Raw genomic sequence first — 15,268 nt, 5'->3', positions numbered from 1 at the left:
AGCAGCCGGGTGTCGCGCCATTGACCGGCGGTGGGTCCGTTGACCGGTAGGCCAACGGAACCCTCCGCCGGCAATGGCGAACAATGACTTCTCCGCATCTCAGCGGGCGGCAGCCTTGTCCCTGTTCCTCTGTTGGCGCGCCTGCCGTTTCCGCTGCGGCTTCCGAACAGGTTTCCGCTTGCGGCGCTTGGTGCCCTGGCCACTGAAGGGCGGCCGGGGTTCGCCGAGCCGGGGGCCGCTCCAGTACCGACCGCCAAGGAGGATGCCCGCGAGAACGCCATAAGTCCACACAAAAGGTAGGGCCATCTGACCTGTATTCCCTGCAAGGATCATCAACAGCAGGAACTCCGCCGGGATGATCAGTTGAAGGACGTTCCGGGTCAGTGCCGAAGGTGGGAAGCGGTACAGTGCCCATCCGCAGACCAAGGCGCCGGCCAGAACTGCGGCGACTGCCACCGTCGGGGATTGAAACGCGAGATGCGCTAATCCGCTTCCCACGAGGATCGCCACGCTGGCGGCGTTGACCAGCGCCAAACGAATCCCGCCCGTGAAACCACCACCGTCCTTGGCCTTGCGCTCGCGTTCGCGGACTGCCTCCGCTCCCGAACCTTTTCCGGATAATCCGCTGCCGATGGCCCCTGCGGCGAATCCGAGCAGCCAGGAACCTGCGGCGGGAATTCCGAGGTCGTCCTCAACGGAGAGCCAGGAGAAGAAAATGAGCAGTGTTCCGAAGTGCATCACCAAGTAGGCGCGGGTCGAGACGGAGAACACCCGGAACAGCAGGAAGGCGTAAGCGGCCGCCACCACGAAAAGTGGCGACGCCTGAAGCAATGAATTGCGGGCCATCCAGATGAACAGCGCCACCACAGCCGCGATCATCGCCCAGGACAGAATCGGCGCGGACCGTTGGTTCGAATTTTTCACGTGTACCCCCGGGTATAAGACTAGGTGACACCTGACGGGCCCTGTCCCAGCGCTCACTCCATCTTGAAAATCACCGACGGACGGAGCCATCGTCAGCGCATCAATGTATTCTTCGTGGCAGCGGGTGCGGACGACCCCGACCAGATCAATCCAGGAGAATCAATGGAACAGCTGATCATCATCGGGTCCGGCCCTGCGGGCTACACGGCAGCAATTTACGCAGCCCGGGCAGGCCTGAACCCCTTGGTCCTCGCTGGTTCGGTCACGGCCGGCGGGGCCCTCATGAACACCACGGAAGTGGAGAACTTCCCCGGCTTCCCTGAGGGTATACAAGGCCCTGAGCTGATGGACGGGCTGCAGGCCCAGGCGGAGAAGTTCGGCGCCCGGATAGTGTTCGACGACGTCACTGAAGTTTCGCTTGCAGGTCACGTCAAGACTGTGGTCACCGGAGCCGGGGAGACCCACGAGGCCCCGGCGGTCATTCTGGCGACGGGCTCGGCCTATAAGGAACTCGGTTTGGCCGAAGAGAAGAAGCTCAGCGGGCATGGCGTCTCCTGGTGCGCCACCTGCGACGGTTTCTTCTTCCGCGAGCAGGACATCATCGTGGTCGGAGGAGGAGACTCGGCCATGGAGGAAGCGACGTTCCTGACACGGTTCGGTAAGTCCGTGACCGTCGTCGTGCGCAAGGGCGAGCTGCGCGCCTCGCGGATCATGGCCCAGCGCGCCAAGGACAACCCGAAGATCTCGTTCGCCTGGAACTCAGCTGTGACCGCCATCCATGGCGATACCAAGGTCACCGGGGTCACCCTCACCGATACCCGTACCGGGGAAACCCGCGAGCAAGCAGCAACGGGCATCTTCGTGGCCATCGGACACTTGCCGCGGACGGAGCTTGTTGCGGGCCAGGTTGAGCTCGACGCGGAGGGCTACATCAAGGTGGATTCGCCCACCACGTGCACCAACCTGTCCGGTGTGTTCGCCTGCGGTGACGCCGTGGACCACCGCTACCGCCAGGCGATCACGGCGGCGGGGACAGGGTGTTCAGCAGCGCTGGATGCAGAGCGCTACCTAGCGGCTCTGGAAGATGCCCACAGCATCGCCACGGCACTTGTGGAGGAGCCGACGCATTTTTAGCTTGGCCGAATCAGCGAGGCTTGTAGACGTCTGCGCGGTGCTGAATCCGGTGGACGTAAAGCACGTGCTCTTCAAGGTCGAGTGTGAACAGCACACGGTAATCTCCCCGGCGTGCCGTGCGCTAAACAGTGAGCTCATTGGTCAACGGCTTGCTGAGGCGGTGAGGGTTACCGGCGAGTGCTCCGGTGACGAATTCAACAATCGCTGAGGCGGCCTTCTCCGGCAGGCTGTCAAATGTTCAGGGCCGGGCTGGTGGCCTGTACCTTCCAAGGTTCGTTTTCCTCACTGTGTCGCTCACCGGGGCGGCAGCCCGAACTCGCGGCGCAGATCATCGCCGCTCTTTGTGTTGCCTTCTGCGATGTCGCGACGGGCCTGAGCCAAATCTTCATGGATGTTCGGCTGGGACAGCCAATGAATGGTTTCCTGGAGCGACTCCAGGTCATCCGCTGACATGAGGACAGCGGCGGGGCCCGCGTCGCGGGTGATTTGGATGATCTCGTGTGTGGTGTCTGCTTCTTCGACCAAGGCCAAGAGCTTGTCCTTGGCTTCGCTAAGAGGGACTGTCTTCATGCGGGCAATTTAGCCGGATTTCGAGCTTATAACTAGCCTTAGTTGTGGCCTGAGGTGCGTCTCAGGCCTTGACCGTGTTCCGCTCCCGATATGCATCCGCCGCATAGACGCCCAGGACGCGCACTTCGGTGGTGAAGAACTCCAATTCCTCCAGCGCGCGGCGCAGTCGGGCATCCTCCGGGTGGCCTTCGACGTCGGACAGGAACATGGTGGCCGCGAACTCGTCGCCGACCATGTAGCTTTCCAGTCGGGTCATGTTCAGTCCATTGGTAGCGAAGCCGCCCAGCGCCTTGTAGAGGGCGGACGGAACGTTGCGGACGCGGAATACGAAACTGGTGATCGCCGGGCCGGGGAGCTCTTCCTTGGTGGGAAGTTCGCGTTCGCGAGCCAAGACAACAAAGCGAGTGGTGTTGGTGGGGTTGTCCTCGACGCCGGAGGCAAGGACTTCGAGTCCGTACAGCTGGGCAGCCAGCGGCGGAGCGAGCGAGAGCTTGCGGGGGTCGTTCCAGTCCCGGACTTCCCGGGCCGACCCCGCGGTGTCACCGGCAATGACGGGTTTGAGGCCGGCCTCGCGGATGATGCGGCGGCACTGGCCCAGGGCATGAATGTGGCTGTGCACCTCGGTGGCATCCTCAATGGTGCTGCCTGGGATTCCCATCAGGTCAAAGTGGATCGGGAGGAAGTACTCCCCGACGATCTGAAGATTGGACTGGGGCAGCAGGACATGGATGTCGGCCACCCGCCCGGCGATGGAGTTCTCGATGGGGATCATGGCCAGATCGACATCCCCGTTGGAGACCAGTTCAAACGCGTCCTCAAAACTGGCGCACGGCACGCTTTCGAGTTCTGGGAACATTTCCTTGCACGCGAGGTCCGAATTGGCTCCGGGCTCACCTTGGTACGCAATCTTCTGGGCCATGGTGCTCATGGTTTCACGCCGGGTATACGCCAACGCAAAAGCGTCCACCCTATGGCCAACGGGAACCGACGCAGCCACCCGCAGCCCAACTAGGGGACAGATAACGTCGCTATGGAGGCTCAGTGCGACGTTATCTGTCCCCTAGTTGGGCGGGGAAGGGGATCAGCCGTTGATGATCTGCGGCACTCCCAAAGCCTTGAGGCCTTCGGCGCCGAACTCCAGGCCGTAGCCGGACTGCTTGGCACCGCCGAAGGGCACGCGGGGGTCCACGGCGCCGTGTTTATTGATCCAAACCGTTCCGGCCTGGATGCGCGCGGCGACCTCACGCGCGGCGGCGAGGTCGGAGGACCAGACTGAGGCGCCGAGTCCGACGTCGAGCGCGTTCGCCTTGGCGACGGCCTCATCAACGGTGCTGTACTTGATGATGGGCAGCGCCGGGCCGAACTGTTCTTCGGCGACGAGCGGGTTGTCGTTGTCGATGTCCGCAACAAGAGTGGTGGGGTAGAAGTTGCCGGGCTGCTCGGTGTCGGGGTTGCCGCCTACCAGGATGCGGGCGCCGGAGTCGCGGGCGGCGTCCACCAGGCGGGCGACGATGTCGTACTGCTGGCGGTTCTGGAGCGGGCCCAGGACGTTGTTTTCGTCGAGCCCGTTGCCCATCGGCATCGCCGCTGCAACGGCAGTGAGTTCCGAGCAGACGGCTTCGTACTGGGACTCGTGGACGTAGAGGCGCTTGAGGGCGGCGCAGGTCTGGCCGGTGTTGATGAACGCGCCCCAGAACAGGCCTTCGGCGATGGCTTTGGGGTCGGAGTCGGGCAGGACGATGCCGGCGTCGTTGCCACCGAGCTCGAGCGTGAGCCGCTTGACGGTGTCCGCGGAGGAACGGATGATCGCCTTGCCCGTGGCGGTTGAGCCGGTGAACATGACCTTGCCGATCGCCTCGTGCGTGGCAAGCGCTTCACCGACGTCGCGCCCTCCGGACACCACGGTGAGCAGGCCCTCGGGCAGTTCCTGGTTGATGATCGAGATCAGGGCGAGCACGGACAACGGCGTGTACTCGGAGGGCTTGACCACCACGGAGTTGCCCATGCGCAGGGCCGGCGCGATCTGCCAGACGGTGATCATCATGGGCCAGTTCCAGGGACCAATCGCGCCCACGACGCCGATGGGCCGGTAGTGCAGCTCGGCGCGGGTTTCGCCGTCGTCAACTACCACTTCAGGTTCCAGCGGGGTGCCGGCGGTGGCGCGCAGCCAGGCGGCACAGGCCCCGACTTCGAAGCGGGCGTTCGGGCCGTTGAGCGGTTTGCCCTGCTCGCGGGAGAGCAGTTGCGCAAGTTCTTCAGCTGAGCGTTCGACGGCGTCGGCTGCTTTGAGGAGCGCGGCGGACCGGGCGTCGTGGCCCAACGCAGCCCACGCGGGTTGTATGGCGGCGGCGGTAGCGATGGCGGCTTCGAGGTCCTCGACGGTGTGGACCGGGGCCTCACCGACCGCTTCGCCCGCGGCGGGGTCGAGGATGGTGCGGCTGTTCTGGCCGGGGGCTGCGGTGATCGAGGCCAGCAGGGCGTCGTAAGTCTCCATTGGTACTCCGCTCAGGTAGTAAGTCTTGGCGCCGGAAGGGCGCGCGGCGATGTCTCCAGTGTGGTTGGCGTCACGTGGCGTGGTCTTGTCGATGGACGAACAGCCTTTGACGGCAAGCGAACGCTTTAGATGCGCTTGGCTTTCGCTACCTGCCGGTATGCTCCACAATCGATCTTGTGACTCTCGCTTCCCTCGCGGCCTTCGCCGGCCTCTGCCTGGTCCTGTCTGTGACTCCAGGCCCCGACACCTTCCTGGTGCTGCGCATCGCGCTCAACAGACCGTCGGCGGGCATCGCCGCGGCTGCCGGTTCCGCAGGTGCGGCGATTGTGTGGGCGGCGCTGGTCGGTGTGGGCCTGGCCGCGATCCTGGAGCAGTCCGCGGAGCTGTTCCGCTGGATCAAGATCGCCGGCGGGTTGTACTTGCTGTACCTGGGCATTTCATCGTTCATCAAGTCGCGTCGTGCTGCGAAGGCGGGCGCCGGTGGATCCGCTGAAGAGCCTTTGCCCTACAACCGGCTTTCGGCGCTTGGCGCCGGGGCCCTGTCCACGCTCCTCAACCCGAAGGTTGGCCTGTTCTACTTGGCCGTGGTCCCGCAGTTCATCCCGCACGGCGGCGACACGATGGGCACGTCCTTGATCCTCGGCGTGGTGGTGGCTGTGATCGCCTTTGCCTATCTCTCCATGATCGCCGTCGTGGCCTTCAAGGCAATGAGGTGGCTGAAGAAGCCCAAGGTGAGCACCGCCGTCGAACGTACTTCCAGCGGGATCATCGCGGGACTGGGTGTCGGCGTGGTGGCGTCGGGGGCTGCGAGCTAACTCAACGAGAGACGCAAACGTTCCACTCCCTCGGCACCTTCAGGCACCCGGTTGATAAGCCCCGGTTCATTGGCGAGGCGCCCCAACATATTTGCCAGGTGGTCCCGTTCAGCAGGCTTGTAAGTCACGCCGCGAAGGTCGGACGCCCGGACCACCGAGGCCAAAGTGAGGAAATCGTCGATGTGCCGCTGCCTGCGGGGGTCGTTGATGATGGTCAGCGCTGCGGCCTTACCGATGAGGCTGCCCATGAGCGTAGGTCGGATGACGCTGCCGGTCGCTGATCCTGCCTGAACGGCAACGGTCTCCGAACGGTCGAGCGCTTGCTGGCTGGCTGGTGCAGCAATTGTGGTCCCACCCGTAACGCCGCGTCGCTTCCCGGCGCGTTCACCGAGATGGCGGGGGATCAGGACATCAATCACGGCCTCTCCGCGTCTCCATCGATGCTGATAGCCCTCCGGCGATTCCCCTGCTGACTCGAATCCGAGCCGCACGAGGAGGGCGGTGAAGTCGTGGAGCATCGTCGGGAAGGCCCGGATGTCCAGGGCCATATCTGCGTCCTTTGTAGCCCGCACACTCGGAGCTCCTCGCTCCACGGCGTGCAGGAAGACGGCCTGGCCGCCGACCAAGACCCAGCCGTCGGGCATGGAGCCATGGATTTCGAAGACCGCCTGCCATGCTTCCTTTTGTTCGGGAGGCATCGCCGGGAGCTCAATGGGCATGAATGCTCCCAAGGATTTCGCGTGCGGCCTGTTGTTCGCGGACGCCTGGCCACTCTGCAAGGTCTGCCGCCACAGCAAGTGGTGGCAGTTCATCCGGGATTTGATCGGCCGCCCTGAGAATGACATTGGGTCTCTTGCCGGAGGCCGGTTCAACCAGGAACCAGTCTTTGACGACGCTCTTTAGTTGGTCGCGTCGCACGTAGGCCTCCAACTCTGAGTTCGCCAGCAGACCGGACCGGGGGTGTGAAACCCCGGAGGGGTGGACTCGTTTGTCTTCACGAAGCTCGGCTATATCTGCCGGGTCGGAGGAGAACGCAAACTTTTCCGCGCGATTGGCGAGCCATGCAGCGAGGAGTTCCTGGGGATCGGGAGAGTCCTGGAGCCGCCTGATCCGTTCGTTGAGGCGATGCCTTTCGATGGGTGAGAGCTCCAAGTAATCAAGGGGAGGGTGCGGGGCTTCGTCCCACAATGAGGCCATGAGCAGCCACGCGCTTCGCTCGGAAAGCGGGCGGCCCGCTAGCCTACCCGGGCGGTATTGCGCGGCATCGGCTTCCTCAACGATCCAGCGTCCACCGACCCGTTGCCCGCGTATGCGTCCGGAATGGACGAGATGCCGTGCTCGGCTCTCGTTCACATGGAGGCGGCTGGCCAGCTCGGAGATGCTTAGCGTCATTTCATAATGGTAGCGGTATCGCTATGAATATGTAATGTCTCCGGGCGCAGCTTGTGGAAATTACACATTCATGGCGATACCGCTACGAATAAGTAATTGAAGCACGCCTCACGCCGCCAGCAGTGCCAAATAGTTGTCCAGCTGGCCCTCGAGGTCCTGCGAGAAGTGTTCAGCCGGTGACAGTGCCGCCACGATCTGCGCGCCCAGCATCATGTTGATTAAGTGATCGGCGACGGCGGCATCTTCCAGCGGGGTGGCGATCTCGCCGGCCGCCCGGGCTGCTGCGGCATGCGCGGTCATGGTGGTGTGCCACTGGTTCATGGATTCACTGTGGAGGTCGGCCATATCGGCGTCGTTGAGTGCCTTTTGCCAGAAGGGGATCACGATGCGCGCTTCGTTGACGCGTTCCTCGTCCAGCGGAAGGACCTCGGCGCAGAAGGCGCGCAGGGCCGCCAGTCCTGACAACCCTTCCGTCACGAGTGCGATGCGCTGGTTGGTCCGGTTGAATACGTGCCCGAAAGCGGACGTGAGCAGCAGGTCCTTGGTGGGGAAGTAGGGCTTGAGGGCGCCGTTTGCGAAGCCTGCCTCTTCGGCGATTTCCCGCATGGTGGCGCCTTCCATGCCCAGTCTCGCGATGATCCGCCAGGTTGCGTCCACCAATTCGAGGCGTCGTTGATCGTGGTCGACAATCTTTGGCACGGGGTGGGCTCCTGGGAAAAATGTCGGCGAAAGGTCTTGTGACCCATCTTACGTTTTGGTTATTCTCTACAACTATAGAAAATAAATCCTGACCATCACAGGTCCCGGACCAGAGGCAACCATGACGCCCACAGCAACTGACATTTCCACCCAGTACAGACTTGCCACCGCGGAAGAAATCACCGCGGTCCAGGGCATCCTGCAGGCTGCGGGCCACCTCGGCGAGGGGCATCGGATCGCGTATCTGGGCCTCGTGGATCCATCGCGCCGCGCCGAGGAACACGACCGCCGGTTCCGCGTCTTCATCCACGACATCTCCGGCGGTGCCCCCAGGGACATCCTCGTTTCCGCCACCCGCGGGCAGATCCTGTCCGCCGTCGAACTTGATACCAAAGTCTCCGGCGAACTGCCGGTCCTTGAAGAGGAGTTCGAGGTTGTCGAGACGCTGCTGGCCACCGATGAGCGTTGGCTCGCCGCGCTCGCCGCCCGGAACCTCGACGTCGAAAAGGTCCGCGTGGCGCCGCTGTCCGCGGGTGTTTTTGAGTACGAGGAAGAACGTGGCCGGCGCATCCTCCGTGGACTGGCGTTCGTGCAGGACTTCCCTGAGGACAGCGCCTGGGCCCACCCCGTGGACGGGCTGGTTGCCTACGTAGACGTGGTGAACAAGGAAGTCACCCAGGTCATTGACCTTGACATCATGCCTATCCCCGCTGAGCACGGAAACTACACCGACCCCCAGCTGACCGGCCCGCTGCGGGATACCCAGAAGCCCATCAGCATCACCCAGCCCGAGGGCCCCAGCTTCACCGTCACCGGCGGCAACCACGTCGAGTGGGAAAAGTGGAGCGTCGATGTCGGCTTCGACGTCCGCGAAGGAGTCGTCCTCCACAACCTTGCCTTCCAGGACGGGGACCGCAAACGGCAAGTCATCAACCGGGCCTCGATCGCCGAAATGGTGGTCCCGTACGGTGATCCTTCGCCCATCCGGTCCTGGCAGAACTACTTCGACACCGGCGAATACCTGGTAGGCCAGTACGCCAACTCCCTGGAACTCGGCTGCGATTGCCTGGGCGACATTACCTACCTCAGCCCGATCATCAGCGACGCGTTTGGCAACCCCCGCGAAATCCGCAACGGCATCTGCATGCACGAGGAAGACTGGGGCATCCTGTCCAAGCACTCGGATCTGTGGACTGGAATCAACTACACCCGCCGCAACCGCCGCCTGGTGATCTCCTTCTTTACCACCATCGGCAACTACGACTACGGCTTCTACTGGTACCTCTACCTGGACGGCACCATCGAGTTCGAAGCCAAGGCCACCGGCGTCGTCTTCACCTCAGCGTTCCCGGAAGGCGGCTCGGACAACATTTCCCAGCTCGCACCGGGCTTGGGCGCGCCCTTCCATCAGCATCTTTTCAGCGCCCGCCTGGACATGGCGATCGACGGCTTCACCAACCGGGTGGAAGAGGAGGACGTGGTTCGTCAGCCCATGGGGCCGGGCAACGAGCGCGGCAACGCGTTCTCCCGCAAGCGCGTTCTCCTGGCCAAGGAGTCCGAGGGCGTCCGTGAAGCCGACGCCCGCGCCGGAAGGACCTGGATCATCTCCAACCCGGAGTCCCGCAACCGTCTGGGCGAACCGGTCGGCTACAAGCTCCACGCCGAGAATCAGCCCACGCTGTTGGCTGACCCTGGTTCCTCCATCGCGAAGCGCGCGGCCTTCGCCACCAAGGACCTGTGGGTCACGCGCTACGCCGACGAGGAACGCTACCCGACCGGCGACTTCGTGAACCAGCACTCCGGCGGCGCAGGCCTTCCCGCGTATGTAGCCCAGGACCGTGACATCGACGGCCAGGACATCGTCGTATGGCACACCTTCGGCCTGACCCATTTCCCGCGCGTGGAGGACTGGCCGATCATGCCTGTGGACACGGTTGGCTTCAAGCTCCGTCCCGAGGGCTTCTTCGACCGGAGCCCGGTGCTGGACGTGCCCCCGAACACCTCGGGTTCCAGCTGCCACACGGCCACTGAAAGTGGCCAAACCGAAGCCTCCGGGCACTGCCACTAGCCATGGCACTCATCGCAGGACGGGTCCGCACCAACGGACCCGTCCTCCATCCCCGGATCTGCGCAACCCTCACGGCCATCTCCTGCCTTACCCACCTCTGGCTGGCCGCCTCCGGACACCATGAGGCCTGGGTCGGCGTGCTCATGATCGCCCTCGCGGCCGTGTGCGTTCCGTGCACCATCCACATCTGGCGCCACAGCCGGGTCGGCGCCCTCCATCAGGTCACCGGCTCAGCCCTTGCCATGGTTGCCCTGCACGCCGCGCTGCTGCTCGGCGCGGGCGGTGCCGGACACGCCCATGGCGGCAGGTCGCCGTCGGGCGCTGTTGATACAAGCGGAGCCGCGCAACTGCTGCTGGTGATCGGACTGGAAATCACGACGGCGTTGCTCGCCTCGACGCTGGTGGCCCGGCTCAGGCGGCGGGCGGCTGTGCGCTACTGACCCACTTTGCCGCCGGAAGGGCGTGAAGACACCCGAATTCGGTTGCAGAATCCGCCCAAACGGTCGAAAGAAGGTCGGGGAGGTACGCCCGCCCGGAAGTTCGGCAGGATATTGCTCTTGGCAGGCAGTTTCCCTGCTTGTTGGGACTGCTCCGAACAGTGTTCATTGGAAGAGTGAAAAAAGCTGTCAAAGGTTCGGGTTTGGGCCTCTTCCGTGCAACGGGAATCTATGTAGGTGCCATTCTCGGTTCAGGAGTGCTGGTGTTGCCCGCCATCGCCGCCCAAGTGGCCGGACCGGCGTCGATATTGGCATGGGCTTTGCTCCTGGTGTTCTGCACCCCCGTCGCGTTCGGTTTCGCCGAAATGTCCAGGCAGCAGCCCGACGCGGGTGGCATCGCAACGTTCGTCACCAGGGCATTTGGGCAGCGGGCGTCAGTGGTGGCCGGCTACCTCTTCTACTTCGCCATTCCCTTCGGCGCGCCCGCGACCGCGGTGATTGGCGGGGAGTACATCGCCCACGCGACGGGAGGCGGCCGCGAAACAGTGTTGATCGCCGCGGGGCTGATCCTGGCGGCAGGTTTCCTGAGCAACGCGGTGGGCATCAGGGTTTCCAGCAAACTGCAGCTGCTCCTGATGGTCTTGTTGGTGGCGTTACTTGCCTTTGCCGTAGCCGTGGCAGCGCCGTATGCCCGGGCAGGGAACTTCGTGCCCTTCGCCCCGAATGGTTATTGGGCCGTGGGTGGCGCAGCGAGCTTGCTGTTCTTCTGCTTCGCCGGGTGGGAAGCCGTGACGCACTTGGCCGGCGAATTCCGCAACCCCGAGCGAGACCTGAAGCGGGCAACGTGGCTGACGCTGATGGTGGTTGGCGTGATCTACATTGGCCTCGTGGCTGCTTGCGTAGCCGTTCTGGGGCCGGGACTCGCGGGCAGCAGCGTCCCGGTTGCCGAGTTGCTGGCGAAGGGACTTGGGCCCGCGGCAGCACCGGTGACCGCAGTGGCGGCGGCGGTCCTCACGTTCGGTCCGTTGAATACTTTTGTGGCCGGGGCCAGCAAGCTGGGTGCCCGCTTGGCGTCCGACGGCGTGCTGCCACGGGCATTGGCGCGTGGCGCCGGGCCGGGGGAGGTGCCGGCGGTGAGTCTCGGGGTCCTGGGAGTGATGGCGTCGATCTCCTTTGTTCTCGCTGGGACCGGGGTGCTGAGCATGGAGTTCCAGATCGGCGCGGCCTCGGCCTGCTTTACGGCGGTCACGGCCTTTGGATTGGCTGCAGGGCTGGTCCTGCTCCGGCGGCGCACTCCAGCGTGGTACGGGGTGATCGTGGCAGCGGCAGTGATGTTGGTGGTGCTCGTGTTCAGCGGATGGGCGCTGCTGGTCCCGGCCGGGTTGGGGGTGGCGGCGTTGGTGGCAGGGCGGGTTCGGCGAGTTCGCGGGAACCCTGCCACTTCGCAGGGAAGTTTCCAGGCGAACTCGCAGCCTTCCCGCGAACTCGCGGCTAGGAACGGCAGACCCTCGTAAGTTTGTCCGGATTGGAGAGTTGACGCAGCCCACGGATGCTTCCATCCGGGGCCGAGTCCACCTCGATGACGTCGGAGCGGCCGTGATGCCTGAGAACCAGGGCCGCTCCACCGTTGATCTCCACAATCCAGGCCCGGATCGGCTCCTCGGGATCGAAGGCCACAGCTTTGCCGAGGATGCCCGCAAAGAAGCGTGCGATCCTCGAGGCCCCGAACAACGGGTTCATGGCACTCTTGACCTTTCCGCCGCCGTCGGCCCATAGCACTGCGTCCCGGTGCAGCATCGAAACCACAGTGTTGATCTCACCCCGTTCAATGGCTTGGACGAGCCTCTCCAGGACCGCCCGGTCCTTGGCCCGGGGAGCTGGTGCATCGGGGTCGATATCCAGGCGGCGTTCGGCCCGCGAAATCAGCTGGCGCACGGCGGCAGGCGTTTTATCCAGAATGTCCGCGATCTCCGGGGCAGGCATTCCGAAGGCGCGGTGCAGGACCACGGCGGCCCGCGCCTCCGGTGACAGTTGCTCGGCCAGATGCAGCAACGTCAAGGACAGCAGTTCGCGGTTGGCCACTGCCTCCTCAGGCAAGTGGGCGGTATCCACTGGCTCAGGCAGCCAAGGCCCGGTGTACTCCTCCCGCGTGGCCGCGAGCTGGCGGACCCGGTCGATGGAACGGCGCACGCACACGGTGGTCAGCCACGCCGGCCAGGAGTCCACGCGAACGGCGTCGACGTTCCGTTCCTGCCGGACAGCGTCGATCGCGACCTCGGACACCACGTCCTCGGCATGGCCGAAGTCGCCCAGCATCCGGTACGCGATCCCCAGCAGGCGGTTCCGTTCGCTCTGCCACGCCGCCGTGGCCGAGACTGCAAGAGTCATGTTGCCCACGTTACCGTTCAGACCAGCGGATTCTTCTCATCCACCGGCGGCTCCATCTGTGTGCTGATGGCGATCCTGTTCCACACATTGATGGTGGAGATTGCCAGGATCAAGCCGCCCATCTGGCCATCGTCGAAATGGGTTGCGGCGGCGTTCCAGATCTCGTCGGTCACCGTGTCAGGCCCCAATTGCGTCAAGGCATCGGTGAGGGCAAGGACGGCCTGTTCCCGCGCATCGAAGAATACTTTGGAGTGCTGCCAGGCGGCCACGGCATGCAACTTCCGTGACGGGATTCCGCGCTTGCGCCCGTCGGTCGCGTGCATATCCACACAGAAACCGCAGCCGTTGAGGATCGAGGCGCGGAGCTTGATCAGCTCGTACAGATCAGGATCGACAGAGGTCCGGGCATACCCTTCCAAGCCAATGACGGCGGCGTAGCCTAGTTTGTTGCTGCGACCGATGTTGATGCGGGTCATGCTGACTTCCCTTCAGAGTTGGTGCGTTACATCAGTGATGTCGGAGGCGGGACCGGAAGTGTGACAGTGCCTGCCGATTGTTAGAGTCAGTCCGTGCGCGCAGTTGTTTTTGATGAGGTCCGGACCCAGCCCGAAGTCAGGGAAGTCGCCAAGCCCGGCGCCCCCGTCGGGGGTGTGGTGGTGAAGGTGCTGGCAACGGGCATGTGCCGCAGCGACTGGCATGCCTGGGCGGGTCACGACGACATTGCCATGCCCCACGTGCCGGGCCACGAACTCGCCGGCGTCATCGACGCCGTAGGGGAAGGTGTCCGGAACTGGAACGTCGGCGACCGCGTCACTGTGCCCTTCGTTTGCGGCTGCGGCACCTGCGAATGGTGCCTGGCCGGCGACGCGCAGGTCTGCCCGGACCAGCAGCAACCCGGCTTCACCCACTGGGGATCCTTCGCCGAGTACGTTGCCCTGCACGCCGCCGACAGCAACCTGGTTGCCCTCCCGGACAACGTTGAATTTACGACGGCGGCAAGCCTCGGCTGCCGCTTCGCCACGGCCTACCGGGCCTTGGCGGCCCGGGCGCAAGTGAGGGCCGGTGAATGGGTCACTGTTGTGGGGGCGGGTGGCGTCGGGCTCAGCGCAGTGATGATCGCCAAGGCCATGGGCGCCAGGGTCATCGCCGTAGACCGGAACCCGGAGGCGCTGGCTGTGGCTACGCGTTTGGGTGCCGAACACACTGTTGCTGCTGACGGCACGGACATTCCGGCAGCCGTGACCCGCCTGACTGACGGTGGCAGCCACGTGGCGATTGACGCCGTCGGAAGTGAACAAACCTGCGCTGACGCGATCCTCAGCCTGAGGCGGCGGGGCCGGCACGTCCAGATCGGTTTGTTGCCCTCCATCGACGGAAACCCCCAGGTTCCCATGGCCCGGGTGATCGGCTGGGAGCTCGACGTGTTGGGCAGCCACGGCATGGCCGCGGTGGACTATCCGGGAATGATGGCGCTCATTGAGCAGGGTGCGCTCCAGCCGCAGCTGCTGATCGAACGCACCATTGGCTTGGAGGATGCCGCGGTGCTGCTGCCGGGCTTCGACAAGGCCAATCCGGCGGGCATGACCATGGTGGACCCGGCCCTGTAGTTCCCGGGCGAGTCCCGGGTGGGTCCCGGGTGGGGCGGTCGCGTCAGGGAGAGGCGACTCCACCGAGGATGAGGTCAACCACGTCCCCGGCCAGAGCCCGGATGCCCTCCGAGGGCTGTTTTTCCTGCTCGCGGTACCAGACATCCACGGCGTTGAGGCTGCTCAGCAAAACACGGGTGGCCAGTGGTGGATCGACCTTCCGCAGCGACCCGTCAGCGACGCCTTCCTCCACCACGCGACGGAACAGGAGCTCGTAGTCCTTCCGGAGCTGGTTGAGCTTCACCAAGGCCTCGCGTTGACCGACGGTGAGCGACTCCGAAGACTGGTCCCGCACGCCTTGATGCACGACGTGGTGGTAGTCCACGTCCTCCATCAGGTTGATCACGTGGGCGGTCGCCATGCGCTCCAGCCGCTCAAGCCCGGATCCGGATGAATCCGCCAAGGGCTCCACGACTGCCTTGACCTTGTGCATGCCGAGCTCGTACGCGGCCAGGAAGATATCGAACTTTGATCTGAAGTGATAGTAGACCAGGCCCTTGGTGGCCCCCACGGCCAAGGCGATGTCGTCGATCGTCGTCTTCGCGAATCCCCTGCGCGCGAACGCAGCAGCGGCCGCATCCAGGACACGCGCCCTGATGCCGGGGTCGGCGTCGGCAGTACTGGTCACATGTCCTCCATCAGGCGTTGGTCCCAAATCATCATGCCATCCGTTCCCCAAGGCCCTTGACGTTGATGTGAGC

16 protein-coding genes are annotated in these 15,268 nt (G+C 64.2%); 6 read left to right on the top strand and 10 right to left on the bottom strand.

Annotated features, from left to right (window positions below):
- Positions 1–99 precede the first annotated feature (99 nt).
- Positions 100–924 (bottom strand): hypothetical protein, encoded by an 825-nt coding sequence (locus ACFVSI_RS05720; RefSeq protein WP_387820603.1) that lies wholly within the window; start codon positions 922–924, stop codon positions 100–102.
- Between the two features lie 162 nt (positions 925–1,086).
- On the opposite strand from ACFVSI_RS05720, the gene trxB reads away from it, so the two are divergent.
- Positions 1,087–2,058 (top strand): thioredoxin-disulfide reductase, encoded by a 972-nt coding sequence (trxB, locus tag ACFVSI_RS05715; protein ID WP_387820600.1) that lies wholly within the window; start codon positions 1,087–1,089, stop codon positions 2,056–2,058.
- A gap of 294 nt (positions 2,059–2,352) precedes the next feature.
- On the opposite strand, the gene ACFVSI_RS05710 is transcribed toward trxB, so the two are convergent.
- From ACFVSI_RS05710 to ACFVSI_RS05700, 3 genes are all read right to left on the bottom strand, one after another.
- Positions 2,353–2,628 carry a type II toxin-antitoxin system Phd/YefM family antitoxin gene (locus ACFVSI_RS05710; RefSeq protein WP_387820597.1) on the bottom strand — a complete coding sequence of 92 codons (276 nt, stop codon included), beginning with the start codon at positions 2,626–2,628 and terminating at the stop codon, positions 2,353–2,355.
- 61 nt (positions 2,629–2,689) lie between these two features.
- The gene (locus ACFVSI_RS05705) at positions 2,690–3,547 is read right to left on the bottom strand and encodes a prephenate dehydratase (protein ID WP_387820595.1); all 858 of its coding nucleotides are present in this window, start codon (positions 3,545–3,547) and stop codon (positions 2,690–2,692) included.
- A 162-nt stretch (positions 3,548–3,709) separates the two neighbouring features.
- Entirely contained in the window at positions 3,710–5,122 is a 1,413-nt protein-coding gene (locus ACFVSI_RS05700; protein WP_387820592.1) for an aldehyde dehydrogenase family protein, read from the bottom strand.
- A gap of 176 nt (positions 5,123–5,298) precedes the next feature.
- Here ACFVSI_RS05700 and ACFVSI_RS05695 point away from each other — a divergent pair, with 176 nt between their 5' ends.
- Positions 5,299–5,937: a LysE family translocator gene (locus tag ACFVSI_RS05695; RefSeq protein ID WP_387820590.1), complete on the top strand. Its 639-nt coding sequence runs from the start codon at positions 5,299–5,301 to the stop codon at positions 5,935–5,937.
- Here ACFVSI_RS05695 and ACFVSI_RS05690 read toward each other — a convergent pair.
- From ACFVSI_RS05690 to ACFVSI_RS05680, 3 genes are all read right to left on the bottom strand, one after another.
- On the bottom strand, positions 5,934–6,656 hold the full coding sequence (locus ACFVSI_RS05690) for a hypothetical protein (RefSeq protein ID WP_387820587.1): 723 nt from the start codon (positions 6,654–6,656) through the stop codon (positions 5,934–5,936). The two genes, ACFVSI_RS05695 and ACFVSI_RS05690, sit on opposite strands and share 4 nt — an antisense overlap.
- A complete protein-coding gene (locus tag ACFVSI_RS05685) occupies positions 6,646–7,329 on the bottom strand; it encodes a helix-turn-helix domain-containing protein (protein ID WP_387820584.1) in 684 nt (227 codons plus the stop codon). Before ACFVSI_RS05685 ends, ACFVSI_RS05690 begins: the two co-directional genes overlap by 11 nt.
- A gap of 108 nt (positions 7,330–7,437) precedes the next feature.
- On the bottom strand, positions 7,438–8,028 hold the full coding sequence (locus ACFVSI_RS05680) for a TetR/AcrR family transcriptional regulator (protein ID WP_387820582.1): 591 nt from the start codon (positions 8,026–8,028) through the stop codon (positions 7,438–7,440).
- Positions 8,029–8,149: 121 nt separating this feature from the next.
- Here ACFVSI_RS05680 and ACFVSI_RS05675 point away from each other — a divergent pair, with 121 nt between their 5' ends.
- From ACFVSI_RS05675 to ACFVSI_RS05665, 3 genes are all read left to right on the top strand, one after another.
- Positions 8,150–10,096 (top strand): primary-amine oxidase, encoded by a 1,947-nt coding sequence (locus tag ACFVSI_RS05675; RefSeq protein WP_387820580.1) that lies wholly within the window; start codon positions 8,150–8,152, stop codon positions 10,094–10,096.
- A gap of 2 nt (positions 10,097–10,098) precedes the next feature.
- Positions 10,099–10,536: a hypothetical protein gene (locus ACFVSI_RS05670; RefSeq protein ID WP_387820577.1), complete on the top strand. Its 438-nt coding sequence runs from the start codon at positions 10,099–10,101 to the stop codon at positions 10,534–10,536.
- Positions 10,537–10,709: 173 nt separating this feature from the next.
- On the top strand, positions 10,710–12,047 hold the full coding sequence (locus tag ACFVSI_RS05665) for an APC family permease (RefSeq protein ID WP_387820574.1): 1,338 nt from the start codon (positions 10,710–10,712) through the stop codon (positions 12,045–12,047).
- On the opposite strand, the gene ACFVSI_RS05660 is transcribed toward ACFVSI_RS05665, so the two are convergent.
- Positions 12,025–12,921, bottom strand: coding sequence for a sigma-70 family RNA polymerase sigma factor (locus tag ACFVSI_RS05660; RefSeq protein ID WP_387820571.1), 897 nt, complete (start codon positions 12,919–12,921; stop codon positions 12,025–12,027). The two genes, ACFVSI_RS05665 and ACFVSI_RS05660, sit on opposite strands and share 23 nt — an antisense overlap.
- A gap of 17 nt (positions 12,922–12,938) precedes the next feature.
- Positions 12,939–13,397, bottom strand: a complete 459-nt coding sequence (locus tag ACFVSI_RS05655; RefSeq protein WP_144661100.1) for a carboxymuconolactone decarboxylase family protein — start codon at positions 13,395–13,397, stop codon at positions 12,939–12,941.
- A 93-nt stretch (positions 13,398–13,490) separates the two neighbouring features.
- On the opposite strand from ACFVSI_RS05655, the gene ACFVSI_RS05650 reads away from it, so the two are divergent.
- Positions 13,491–14,528 carry a zinc-dependent alcohol dehydrogenase family protein gene (locus ACFVSI_RS05650; protein WP_387820567.1) on the top strand — a complete coding sequence of 346 codons (1,038 nt, stop codon included), beginning with the start codon at positions 13,491–13,493 and terminating at the stop codon, positions 14,526–14,528.
- A gap of 43 nt (positions 14,529–14,571) precedes the next feature.
- Here ACFVSI_RS05650 and ACFVSI_RS05645 read toward each other — a convergent pair whose 3' ends face one another.
- Complete coding sequence (locus ACFVSI_RS05645) at positions 14,572–15,195, bottom strand: TetR/AcrR family transcriptional regulator (protein WP_387820565.1); 624 nt, start codon at positions 15,193–15,195, stop codon at positions 14,572–14,574.
- Positions 15,196–15,268: the final 73 nt, after the last annotated feature.

The sequence above is a fragment of the Paenarthrobacter sp. NPDC057981 genome, from assembly GCF_042886835.1.
GTDB lineage: Bacteria > Actinomycetota > Actinomycetes > Actinomycetales > Micrococcaceae > Arthrobacter.
This window is presented reverse-complemented; position numbering and strand designations above follow the sequence as displayed.